The following is an 11,715-nucleotide window of genomic DNA, read 5'->3' as shown; positions in this document are numbered from 1 at the left end:
CTGATGGCCGAGCGCTATGTCAGCGACGGCATGATCCCGGAGGCCGATGACGTTGGACGGCTGACCAGTATTTTGGGCCGCCCCCTGCACACCTATCGCGACTTTGCGGCCGGGATCGCGAGCGCGGCCTAAAGGCCGCGCCACGCGATCGCGAGCCGCAGCGTCGAGCAGCCAGTCGACGAAAAGCGCGGCGTCGAATGGTGCCCTTGCCACTGCCCGAAAGCGGACACCACGCGGTACCAAGCTGACGGTCGTGCTCGCGCCTTCCCGGACTTTCGCGGCACTTCCCGAAGGCGGTCGCTCACGTTTTTCGACCGGAGGCGGCTCGGGACAAGAATTGCCGATGCTCGGAAGCGCGACGGAGAGGAGGCACCGGCGGCAGTCATGCCGCCGGCGCCCTGTGGCTTACTCTGCGGTCGCCGCTTTCTCGATGAGGTCAGCCACCTTGTCGGGACGAGAAACCATCACGACGTGGGAGGCGCCGCCGATGACGACCGTTCCCTTCGAGTGCGCCCGCTCGGCCATCCAGCCCAAGGCTTTTGGCGGGATGTTCTTGTCTGCATCGCCATAGACGAACCACGACGGCAAAGCCTTCCAGGCCGGCTCTCCCGCCTTTTCGGTCAGCGCCGCTTCCGTTATTGGACGCTGGCCTGCGGCCATCAGCGCGGCTTGTTCGGCAGGAACGTCCTGGGCGAACTGGCCGTGGAACTTGGCCTGGTCGATATAGAGGTCGACATTGCCGTCCGCGAGCTTGACCGGGGCCGCAAGCGCTTGGCCGAGCGTGCCGCCGGGGAACTTGCCGGCCAGATCGGCCGCCGATTCACCGGCGTCGGGAGCGAAGGCGGCCACATAAACCAGCGACTTCACATTCTCGGCGCCATTGGCCGCAGTCGAGATCACCGCGCCGCCATAGGAGTGGCCGACAAGAACGACCGGCCCTCCGATGTTCTCAACCACGCGCGACACATAGTCGGCATCCGACTTCACGCTGCGCAGCGGATTGGCGATGGCGACGACGGGATAGCCGTCCTTGAGCAGAAGATCGGCAACGCCGTTCCAACTCGATGAATCGGCGAAGGCGCCGTGAACCAGAACGATTGTCGGCTTGTTGTCTTCGGCAGCGATAAGCGGGCCGGTTGCGGTGGAGGCTGCCGCCAGGGCAGCCAATGCGATGATCGAATTACGCATGGTTTATCTCCTTGGATTGATAGTGGTGGTCGTCTCCCCCAACCGCCTGAAGGCAAGCGGCTGAGGGAGCTGTGTTTTCACGGATGAGGATCAGGCCTTGACGAATTCGAGCACGTCGGCGTTGAAGCGGTCCGCCTCGAGCTGAGCGAGCCCGTGCGAGCTGCCCTCATAGACCTTGTAGGTGGAGCCTTTGACGAGCTTGGAAGCCTTGTCGCCTGAGGCTGCGATCGGAACGATCTGGTCGTCGCCGCCGTGGATGATCAGCGTCGGCCTGTCGATCTTCTTTAGATCCTCGGTGTAGTCGACCTCCGAGAACTCGCGAACGCAATCGTACTGGCCCTTGATGCCGCCGGCGAGACCCTGGAGGCGGAAGCTCTCGCGGAAGCCCTCGTTCACCTTGGCACCTTCACGATTGAAGCCATAGAAGGGTATCGTCAGGTCGTAGTAGAACTGCGACCGATTTGTCGCGACACCGGCGCGGATGGAATCGAACACCTCGAGCGGGGTGCCTTCGGGGTTTTCCGGGGTCTTCAGCATCAGCGGGGGAACGGCGCCGACAAGCACGACCTTGGCAACGCGGCCGGTTCCGTGGCGGCCGATATAGTGTGCGACTTCGCCGCCGCCGGTGGAATGACCGACGAGCACGGCGTTCCTCAGGTCGAGCGCTTCGATGACCTCGGCAAGGTCGTCGGCATACTGATCCATGTTGTTGCCGTCCCAGGGTTGATCGGAACGGCCGTGGCCGCGCCGGTCATGGGCGATGACACGGAAGCCCTTCCCTCCGAAGTAAAGCATCTGGGCATCCCAGGCGTCCGAAGAGAGCGGCCAACCATGCGCGAACACAATGGGCTGACCCTGGCGCGGACCCCAGTCCTTGTAGAAGATCTTCGTTCCGTCCTTGGTGGTGATGGTGCTCATGATCAAATCTCCTTGTGAGTTGAGCGTTGCAGTTGCGGCGAAAAGTTGCGTTGGGGCGGCCATGAAGGCCGCGAGGCCCGTCCCGAGAAAGAGCGTGTCCCGGCGGGTTATTTCGAATGTGTTCCGGCCCATGGGCTTCATTTCCTTTTCATTCGTTGACGATTAAATCGTGCACGATCTATCTAGTTTATGCCAATCCTGCTGTCAAGCGCTTGCGATTAAAGCGTACACGATTTATTTTAGGACGATGAGACGAATGCCCTTGGAAAGGACCAACCCAATGTCGGACCTCCTGAAGCTGGAGAACTTCCTATGCTTTTCGATCTACTCAGCCGGCCACGCCTTCAATCAGTTCTACCGGCCGCTCCTCGACGAAATCGGCCTCACCTATCCGCAGTATCTGGTGATGGTGAGCCTATGGTCGCAGGACGACCAGACCGTGAAGGAAATCGGTCAGGCGCTGTCGCTGGAGTCGAACACGCTGACACCGCTTCTAAAGCGGCTCGAGGCATTGCAGCTGATCTCGAGGACGCGTGACCCGAAAGACGAGCGGCAGGTGCGAATTCGCCTGACGCAGCAGGGGAAGTCGCTGAAGCAACAGGCGGAGCGCGTTCCTGCATGCGTCGCGGGCGCATTGGGCTTTTCCACGGATGAGTTGAAGGAACTGCAAGACAAGATGCTGCTCGTGCAACAGCGGCTCCAGCGCGGCGCCGACGAAAGGTCAGAGTCGTCCTAAGAGATGTCCGCGTAAGGTAGCATTTCGCCCTCTGCCACAAACGACCCCTTCTACGGTGATATGAAGATGAGCGTCTGCTAACTTGCAGCAGGTTGGCTGACGTCGGTACCAACCGCTTGAAGCGCTGCCGACGCGCTCGCGCGAGCAAGACCACAGGCGACAGGCGACAGGCGACAGGCGACAGGCATGCAGACAAAGCGGATACACGAACGCAAGCAATTTGTGCCTTGAGTTCGCCGAATGCCTGCGGAACTTTCTCGACGAAGCTGGGCCTGCGGCAAGCCGGAGTCAGCTCGCCTTCAGAGCGGCGACAAGAGCTTTCACCTGCCGGCCGATTTGCTCTCTGGTGACCCGCCGTTTCAAGATGATCATCCGCCAATAGAGAACCGAAGGTATCAGGTCCAAGGCAAGTTCGCGATCAATGTTGTGTCGCAACTCACCGCGGCTGATAGCGCGCTCGATCATGGCAACACCGGCGCCACGTCGCGCGCCGGCGAATTTCGCCAGCAAGGGCGCGAGCTCGTTGGACCGCGCGCCCTCCGCATAGAGGTCGGGCAGAATTCTTCTGACAAGCCGATGTCTGAGCGCCCGCCGCATCATGAGAAGATAGGCCTCAAGCTCTTCCGTCAGTCCGCCTCGGTCGGAAACTTCGGTCAAGGCCAAGCCAAGCTTTTCGACGGCCTCTGAGGCAATAGCCAGTTTCGAGGGCCAGCGACGATAAATGGCGGCTTTGCCCGCACCCGCCCGCGCCGCAACGCGTTCCAGACTCAGTCCAGTGTACCCATGCTCGGCCCATTCTTCAAAGAAGGCCCGGTAGAGCGCATCCGTCAGATCGGATCGCATGACAGCGGCCCCGGTCGGCTTCCGTCGGAAATTTTCGTCGATACTCTTGCGTTCCATCCAGCTATCCCTCTATATGAACGGAACGATATCGTTCCATCCAGAAGGAGTAAAGACGCGTGACCACAAACCACGATCTCTTCCCCAGTCTTTCCGCCCTGCTTCGGCAGGCCCTGGGAGACGTGCTGGCCCCTGACGCCAGAACCTTCCTCGATATGTGCACGGACGACATTCTCTTCGAATTCCCGTTCACGCCGCCAGGCGGGACCAGCAGGCTCGACGGCAAGGCGGCGCTCGAAGCCTATCTTCCGACGGTCGCGACGTTGATCACGATCGAGTCCATGGCCCTCGGCCGGGTTCTTGTTTCAGCCCAGAGCGACGCGGCCGCGATCGAGTTCAGCTGCAAGGGATACGCCAATCAAACAGGCGCTCGTTACGACCAGGACTATGTGTCAATGCTCGACCTGAAAGATGGTCGGATCGCTCGCTATCGCGACTACTGGAATCCGCTTGTGGTGCTTGCGGCCTCAGCTGGTTCGCACGCGGCAAATGAAACTCGGACCAAGGGTGCGAAACATGACGGCTGAGGTCCTCGTTATCGGCGGCACGGGAAAGACCGGACGCCTCGTTGCAAATAAGCTCGTCGGACGCGGCACCACTCCCAAGATCGGCACTCGCAAGCCCGCAACAGAAAGCGACGTCGCCTTCGACTGGCAGCAGCCGGAACTTGCCCGGCGCGCGTTCGAAGGCATCCACGCCGTTTACATCGTCGCGCCGACGGACAGTAGCGACCACGGAGCGATCGTGCCGCCTGTTCTCGACATCGCGCTCTCCAGTGGCGTTCAGCGTTTCGTGCTCTTGAGCGCATCGTCACTGCAAGCCGGCGGGCCGATGATGGGGCAGGTTCATGCCTATCTGCAACGAAAGGCTCCGGAATGGACGGTCCTGCGCCCCACCTGGTTCATGCAGAACTTCTCGGAACAACAGCATCTCGCAACAATCAGGGACGAGAGTGCGATATATTCTGCGACCGGTGCCGGGAAGGTCGGCTTCATTGACGTGGGCGATATCGCCGACGCGGCAGTTGAAGCGCTCCTTGCAAGAAAATCATGGAATACGGACTTCATTCTGACCGGGCCGGAGGCATTGTCCTATGCCGACATAGCGGCCAAGCTCACCAAGGCACTCGGGCGCAAGATCGAGCATGTAAGTCTGACCGTCGAGTTGCTCGCCGAGCGTTATCGGCGAGGCGGGCTGGACGAAGCCTATGCGAAAGTGCTCGCCGCGATGGACGCAAACATCGAGCAGGGAAGTGAGGACCGCGTGACCGATGGCGTGCTTAGGATGACCGGTCATCAGCCAACAACGGCCGATGAGTTTATCCTCCGGAACTAAGGTCGCTGGGAAAAGGGATGACGTGAGCAGCGTGACAAGCGTATCGCTTGTTCGACTGTAGCGACTTGTTCACCTGTTCTCGTGGATGCTCGCATAATCCGACCACGGGTTGGAGGCCGATCGCACCCGGCAGATCTGGCAGGAGATTTCCGCATTGCCCGGTATGCGAGACACCCTCACAGCGTTCGCGCTATCGAACATAGCGGTCATTCCCATCTTCGACTTCTGGTCTGGCGTGGCGACGCCTCAAAAATAGATGCCTCCAATGATACTCCCGTTGGCGCGTTGCGACAGAAACTTACTCACAGACGAAAATTTGCGGACGTCATAGAGGATTGAGGGATCACAAGCCCCACACCACAGCCTGTTCATGGTGCTTGGTCAGGGTGCTTCAGCGATTGAGCACAATGCAGATAGATAGATATATATCTGTTTCATTGCCGAGGTTTTCTGTGAGCGAGCAAAATCGATATTCCTGGCGGGAGCACATGACGATCCTCGGCGATGTCGAGGCGGCATCCTTCCTTCCGTGGATCGAGCGTCATGCCGCCAAGCTCGGGCTCGCGCAGGCCATATGCGTTGCCGGTCCCGATCGGATCGAGCTCGACGTCGCCGGTCCGGCCGAACTGATCGATATGATGGAGATGGGGTGCTCTCTTGGACCAATCGATGTCTGGGTCGAGACCATTCGCCGGACGCCGATCGACAACGAATCGAGCTAGGGTTTGAAGCTCGCTGCCTTTGCCCGGGAGACGTGAGTGCCCCTTTTTTGGGCATTATTGCCAGTGAGGAAATGTTGTGCAAACGTAACCCGGGCCTATTAGCATATCCTTGACCGCGAAGCTGCGCTCGGGAAGATGCTGGTGTTGTTTGAAAGTTGATGCATGCCGCCTTATCCGACCGGCTCATGGATGCCTGTTGCCCTCTCCGCGGACTTGCCGGCGGGAACCGTGATGCCGGCGCAATCCCCAGTCGGACCGATTGCCCTTTGGCGAAGCCGCTCCGGCCGTGCGGCGGCCTTCGCCGACAGATGCCCTCATCGCGGCATGCGGCTTTCCCATGGCTTCGTGCGCGGCGAGGCCCTGTCCTGCATCTATCACGGCTGGAGCTATGCCCAGGCGGGAAACTGCCTGCGCATCCCGGCCCATCCGGGTCTTGCGCCGCCGGAGACGATTCGCGTCGCGACCCAGGCCGTCGAGGACAGCGGCGGGCTCATATGGATCTCCGTCGGCGAAGCCGCTGCCCCGCCGCCGCCGCTCGACGGCGTGACCCCGCTGCGTTCCATGATGGTGGAAGCGGACGCTGCGGCGCTGGAGGCGGCCGCGGGCGCGAAGGCCGAGGGAGGCCTGCTCGACCATACCCACGATGGCCGGACGCTGCGGCTGCTGCTTGCCCCCGAAGGGGAAGCGCGGACGCTCATGCATGTTCTGGTGGGCGAGGACGCCAATCCGACCGAGCGGATCGCCGCTTCGCGGGCCGCCGAAACACTGCGGCGGGCGGCCGAGAGCATTCGGCGCGGCAGGGCCGGCCAATGACCCGCAATGCGATGATCGACGAATGGTATCCGGTCGGCCTGGCCAGCCAGCTCGATGCGCAGGGGCGCAAGACGGCCCTCATGGGCGAACCGATCGAGGTGCGGCTCGGCGACGACGGAAACGCCATGGTCACGGGGGGCAACGGACGCTCCCTGCCGGTCTGCGTGCGCTATGGCCATGTCTGGGCGTCGCCCGGTGATCCGCATAAGGCGCTGTTTGCGATCCCCGAGGCCGATCAGCCCGGCCGCCGGCTTGTCGATGTCGGGGTGGTGCGCGTGCGTTGCTCGCCGTTGCGCGCGGTCGAGAACTTCCTGGACATTGCGCATTTTCCGTTCGTCCATACCGACATATTGGGGGCCGAACCGCATACCGAGGTCCAGAGCTACAAGGTCGAGATCCGCGAGGACGAGGACGAGGTTTGGGCGACCCAGGTTAAGTTCTACCAGCCGCAGGCCGCCAAGTCGGCGCAAGGCGGCATAACCACGGAATACATGTATCGCGTGCCTGCGCCGACCTGCTCGATCCTCTACAAGACCTGTCCGCCGCGCCCGGGCGAATGGGACGTCATTACGCTTTTCGTGCAGCCTCTTGCCGAAGACCTGTGCGACGTGTGGCCATGGATGGCGCTGTTCGACGACGAGACGCCGATGACAGACCTGATCCATTTCCAGCAGACGATCTTCGTCCAGGACCGGTCGATCCTTGAAAACCAGATTCCGGGGCTGCTGCCGCTCGATCCCGGCATGGAGATTCCCACGCGAGCCGACCTGACGTCGGTTGCCTACCGGCGCTGGCTGAAACGCCATGGCTACACCTACGGCGCGCAACTGGTGGCGCAATGAAGCTCTACGACTATGTGCTGTCGCCGAGCTGCTACAAGGCGCGCCTGATGGCTGCGCTGGCCGGGGTGAAGCTCGACATCCGGCCCGTCGACTTCCATCCTGGTGCCGAGCATCGCGGTCCCGAACTTATGGCGCTTAACCCGGCGGGTTCGATCCCGATCCTGGAGGATGGCGACCTCGTCCTGACCGAATCCTCGGCCATGCTGGTCTACCTCGCCGCGAAGGCGGCACCGCAATGGCTGGGCAACGATACGGCCGCAGAGGCGGCGCGGGTCCAGCAATGGCTTTCCTTCTCGCATCGGCTAACCGCCAGCCTGGGGGCGGCGCGCCTGCATGAGATGCTGCTGCGTCCGGGCAATATCGATGTCCTTCAGGGACAGGGGACAACGGCCCTGCGGGAGCTGGAAGCCGGCCTCGTCGAACAGCATATCCGTGGCCAGCGTTTCCTCGCGTCGGACCGGCCGAGTGTCGCCGACATCGCCTGCTTTCCCTATGTGGCGCTGGCGCCGGACGGCGGCGTCTCGCTCGATCCCTATCCCGTGATCCGGCTGTGGTCGCGGGCGATCCGCGGTCTCGACGGCTTCATCGAGATGCCCGGCATCCACCGGCTGCACGAGCTCAGACCCGAGCCCGTCCCAGGCGAGACCTGACGTGGCGGGCTATCTGTTGAAGAACTGCGCTGCGGTCATCGTGGACGATGGCAACGGTCCGCGCGTCCGTCGCAATGTCGATGTGTTGACTGACGGCCCGGCGATACGGGCCATCGGCGAAGGCCTCGACAACGGGGAGATGCCTGTCGGGACCGTCGCGCAGGATGCTGCCGGCTGGTTCGTCTATCCCGGCCTCGTCAACACCCATCACCACTTCTTTCAGTGCTTCGTGCGCAACCGCGCCGATCTGGACTGGACGAAGCTGTCGGTCATCGAATGGCTCGACCGCATCTATCCCATCTTCTCGCGGCTGACCGAGGAGTGCTTCTATCACGCATCGGTCACGGCCATGGCAGAGTTGATAAAGCACGGCTGCACGACGGCGTTCGACCATCAGTACTGCTTTCCGCGGCATGCCGGCAAAAGGCTGATCGACCGGCAGTTCGAGGCGGCCGAACTGCTCGGCATGCGCTTCCATGCCGGACGTGGCGGCAACACGCTGCCGAAATCGGAAGGCTCGACCATCCCCGACGCCATGCTGGAAACGACGGACGAGTTCATCGCCGACTGCGCCCGGCTGATCGACGCCTACCATGATGCCGGTCGCTTCGGCATGCGCCAGGTCGTCGTCGCGCCCTGCCAGCCGGTCAACTGCTATCGCGAGACATTCGTGGAATCGGTGGCGCTGGCGCGCGACCGCAAGGTGCGCATGCATACCCATGTCGGCGAGGGCGAAAGCCCGGTCATGCAGGCCCGTCACGGCCTGCGCACGGTCGACTATTGCGCCGAGATCGGCTTCTGCGGGCCGGATGCCTTCTATGCCCATTGCTGGGAGCTGACCCACGACGAATTGCGCAAGATGGCGGCGAGCGGCACCGGCGTCGCGCATTGCCCTGAGCCGGTCTATCTCGTCGGCGCCGAAATCACCGACATACCGGCGATGTCGGCCCTCGGGCTCAGTGTCGGACTGGGCTGCGACGGCGCCGCCTCGAACGACAATTCCAACCTGATGCACTGCATCCATTCCGCCTACATGCTGCAATGTCTGGCGGCGTCGACGCGCGACCATCCGGTGCCGCCGCCGGCCGATTTCCTCGGCTATGCGACGACCGGGGGCGCGGCGCTGCTCGGGCGCGGCGACATCGGCAGGCTGGCGCCCGGCATGGCCGCCGACCTGTTCGCCATCGACACGCGGCGCATGGACTATGTCGGCACGCGGCATGATCCGCTGAGCCTGCTGGCCAAGGTGGGCATCGGCTCGCCGACCGACATGACGATGATCAACGGCCGTGTCGTTTGGGCCAAGGGAGAATTCCCGGGGCTCGACGAGGCCAGGCTGTTCGCGCAAGCCGAGGCGGCGCTCGCGACTGTGGAATTCTAGAAGCCAAAACCAAAAGCAAGGGGAACCGACATGCTGACAAATCTTACCCGCAGAACATTGATGAAGGGCGCTGCCGCTACCGGGCTCGTCGCCGCGGTGGGTAGCCGCGCGCTTGCCGCCGATGAACCGCTGGGCATCGTGCTTGTGGTCCCCTCACCGGTCGGCGACGTCGGCTGGGGCCGTGCGTTGGCCGACGGGCTCGAGCCGGTCAAGGCCGCCTACGGCGACAAGGTGAAGGTCACCATCATCGAGAACATTCAGGAAGGCCCCGACGCCGACCGCATCATGAACAAGGCGGTCGCCGACGGGAACAAGTTCCTGATCGCCGGTTCCTTCGGCTACCAGAACGGCGCCCTGCAGATCGCGCGCCGCAATCCCGACGTCACCGTGCTGCACGCTTCCGGTTTTCAGGTGGCGCCGAACTTCTCGCCCTTTGCTGCCCAATATTCCCAGGGCACCTACCTGATGGGCATGGCGGCGGCCGCGCTTTCGAAGACCGGCAAGCTCGGCTCGGTCTCCGCCTTCGCCATTCCCGAGCTGATCACCTCCATCAACGCTTTCACGCTGGGGGCACAGGCGGTGAAGCCCGATGTCGAGATTTCGGTCGTATGGGTGAACTCCTGGTTCGATCCGGCCAAGGAGCAGGAAGCCGCCAAGGCGCTGCTGGCGCAGAAATGCGACGTCATCTTCTCCAACGCGCAGGACACGCCTTCCGTCATTGCGGCCTGCGAGGAGGCCGGCATCCCCGCCTTCAACCTCAACTCGTCGATGAAGAAATACGCGCCCAAGACCTATCTCGGCTGCGTGGCGACCGATTGGTCGCCCTTCTTCAAAGCCTCGGTCGACGCCCACCTTGCCGGTACCTTCAAGGGCGCCAACGCCTTCTTGGGTGTCGGCGACAAGGTCGTCGAAGTCGTCGACTGGAACCCGGGCATCCCGGCCGACATCATGACCAAGATCAAGGAGGTTGAAGCCAAGATCGCCGACGGCAGCTTCTCGCCCTTTGCCGGTCCGATCGCCAAGGCCGACGGCAGCGAAGGCGTTCCCGCCGGCAAGACAATGACCGAGGCCGAGATCGTCGCCATGGACTGGCACGTCAAGGGTGTCACCACGCCGCTGCCCAAGTAACCATGACCGCCCCGCTTCTGTCGCTGCGCGGCATCTCCAAGAGCTACGGCCAGATCCATGCCAATCGGGACATCGATCTGGACGTGGCTCCGCGCTCGATCCACGCAATCCTCGGAGAGAACGGGGCGGGCAAATCGACGCTGATGAAGCTGATCTACGGCGTCGAACAGCCGGACGCCGGAACGGCGAGCTGGAAAGGAGAGCCCCTCGCGCTCGCGTCCCCGGCGGATGCGAGACGCAAGGGGATCGGCATGGTCTTCCAGCATTTCTCGTTGTTCGAGACGCTGACGGTGGTGGAGAACATCCAGCTGGTCGTGCCCGGGAAAAAATCGGACCTTGCGCAAGGCATCCGTAAGCTCGGCCGCGACTTCGGCCTGGAGGTCGATCCGCTTGCCCACGTACATGCTCTCTCGGTCGGAGAGCGGCAGCGGGTGGAAATCATCCGCTGCCTGATGACCCGACCGCAGCTCCTGATCCTCGACGAACCGACTTCCGTCCTGCCGCCGCAATCGGTGGACAAGCTTTTCGAGACGTTGCGGCGGCTGCGCGACGGCGGCGTGTCCATTCTGTTCATCTCGCACAAGCTGGAGGAGATCCGCGCGGTCTGCGACCGCGCGACCATCCTGCGCGGCGGGCGCATCACGGGCCATGTGGATCCCCGCGATCACGACGCGCACGACCTCGCCCGCATGATGATCGGCCGCGACATGCCTCAGCCCATGCCGGCGCTTGCGCATTCCGGCGGAGAAAAGCGCCTTGAAATCGTTGGCCTCGAGCATCGGCCGGACGATCCCTTCGCCGCGACGCTTTCCGACGTCAGCCTGACGGTCCGGGCGGGCGAGATCCTCGGTATCGCGGGCATCTCGGGCAACGGGCAGAGCGAGCTCGCGGCGCTGATCTCGGGCGAGACGGTGCTGCCGCGCGAAAAGTCACAGCGTATCTTCATGATGGGAAGGGACGTCGGCGCGCTCGATGCGGCTGCCCGCCGGCGGCTGGGCTTCGCCTTCGTTCCGGAGGAGCGGCTGGGCCGCGGCGCGGTGCCGGAAATGTCGCTCGTCCTCAACAGCCTTCTGACCGCCCATCCCTCCGGCCTCCTGAAACA

At 62.9% G+C, this 11,715-nt stretch carries 13 protein-coding genes and 1 pseudogene; 11 read left to right on the top strand and 3 right to left on the bottom strand.

Annotated features, from left to right (window positions below; genetic code table 11):
- Positions 1-132 (top strand): annotated as a pseudogene (locus tag EOA29_RS42945) (NmrA/HSCARG family protein); the annotation flags it as partial.
- Between the two features lie 273 nt (positions 133-405).
- On the opposite strand, the gene EOA29_RS11875 reads toward EOA29_RS42945, so the two are convergent.
- A complete protein-coding gene (locus EOA29_RS11875) occupies positions 406-1,188 on the bottom strand; it encodes an alpha/beta hydrolase (protein ID WP_126090763.1) in 783 nt (260 codons plus the stop codon).
- Between the two features lie 90 nt (positions 1,189-1,278).
- Entirely contained in the window at positions 1,279-2,106 is an 828-nt protein-coding gene (locus EOA29_RS11870; RefSeq protein WP_126090764.1) for an alpha/beta hydrolase, read from the bottom strand.
- 280 nt (positions 2,107-2,386) lie between these two features.
- Between EOA29_RS11870 and EOA29_RS11865 the strand changes: the two genes are divergently transcribed.
- On the top strand, positions 2,387-2,842 hold the full coding sequence (locus tag EOA29_RS11865; protein WP_210211974.1) for a MarR family transcriptional regulator: 456 nt from the start codon (positions 2,387-2,389) through the stop codon (positions 2,840-2,842).
- Positions 2,843-3,130: 288 nt separating this feature from the next.
- Here the strand turns inward: EOA29_RS11865 and EOA29_RS11860 are convergent, their stop codons facing one another.
- On the bottom strand, positions 3,131-3,742 hold the full coding sequence (locus EOA29_RS11860) for a TetR-like C-terminal domain-containing protein (protein ID WP_126090766.1): 612 nt from the start codon (positions 3,740-3,742) through the stop codon (positions 3,131-3,133).
- A 59-nt stretch (positions 3,743-3,801) separates the two neighbouring features.
- On the opposite strand from EOA29_RS11860, the gene EOA29_RS11855 reads away from it, so the two are divergent.
- The 9 genes from EOA29_RS11855 to EOA29_RS11815 all read left to right on the top strand — a co-directional run.
- The gene (locus tag EOA29_RS11855) at positions 3,802-4,269 is read left to right on the top strand and encodes a nuclear transport factor 2 family protein (protein WP_126090767.1); all 468 of its coding nucleotides are present in this window, start codon (positions 3,802-3,804) and stop codon (positions 4,267-4,269) included.
- Positions 4,259-5,077 carry an ergot alkaloid biosynthesis protein gene (locus tag EOA29_RS11850; RefSeq protein ID WP_126090768.1) on the top strand — a complete coding sequence of 273 codons (819 nt, stop codon included), beginning with the start codon at positions 4,259-4,261 and terminating at the stop codon, positions 5,075-5,077. Before EOA29_RS11855 ends, EOA29_RS11850 begins: the two co-directional genes overlap by 11 nt.
- A gap of 488 nt (positions 5,078-5,565) precedes the next feature.
- Entirely contained in the window at positions 5,566-5,799 is a 234-nt protein-coding gene (locus tag EOA29_RS11845; protein ID WP_126090769.1) for an acylphosphatase, read from the top strand.
- A gap of 162 nt (positions 5,800-5,961) precedes the next feature.
- A complete protein-coding gene (locus EOA29_RS11840) occupies positions 5,962-6,612 on the top strand; it encodes a Rieske (2Fe-2S) protein (RefSeq protein WP_127220928.1) in 651 nt (216 codons plus the stop codon).
- A complete protein-coding gene (locus EOA29_RS11835) occupies positions 6,609-7,454 on the top strand; it encodes an aromatic ring-hydroxylating dioxygenase subunit alpha (RefSeq protein WP_126090771.1) in 846 nt (281 codons plus the stop codon). The genes EOA29_RS11840 and EOA29_RS11835 overlap by 4 nt, the downstream gene beginning before the upstream one ends.
- Positions 7,451-8,104, top strand: a complete 654-nt coding sequence (locus tag EOA29_RS11830; RefSeq protein ID WP_126090772.1) for a glutathione S-transferase family protein — start codon at positions 7,451-7,453, stop codon at positions 8,102-8,104. The genes EOA29_RS11835 and EOA29_RS11830 overlap by 4 nt, the downstream gene beginning before the upstream one ends.
- 1 nt (position 8,105) lies before the next feature.
- A complete protein-coding gene (locus EOA29_RS11825; RefSeq protein WP_126090773.1) occupies positions 8,106-9,485 on the top strand; it encodes an amidohydrolase in 1,380 nt (459 codons plus the stop codon).
- 33 nt (positions 9,486-9,518) lie between these two features.
- Complete coding sequence (locus EOA29_RS11820; protein WP_189350612.1) at positions 9,519-10,613, top strand: BMP family ABC transporter substrate-binding protein; 1,095 nt, start codon at positions 9,519-9,521, stop codon at positions 10,611-10,613.
- Positions 10,614-10,615: 2 nt separating this feature from the next.
- The coding region (locus tag EOA29_RS11815) for an ATP-binding cassette domain-containing protein (protein ID WP_127220927.1) at positions 10,616-11,715 on the top strand (1,100 nt) is incomplete at its 3' end.

The sequence above is a fragment of the Mesorhizobium sp. M1E.F.Ca.ET.063.01.1.1 genome, from assembly GCF_003998155.1.
Taxonomy (GTDB): Bacteria; Pseudomonadota; Alphaproteobacteria; order Rhizobiales; family Rhizobiaceae; genus Mesorhizobium.
Note: the sequence above shows the minus strand (reverse complement) of the source record. Positions and strands in the feature narration are given on the sequence as shown.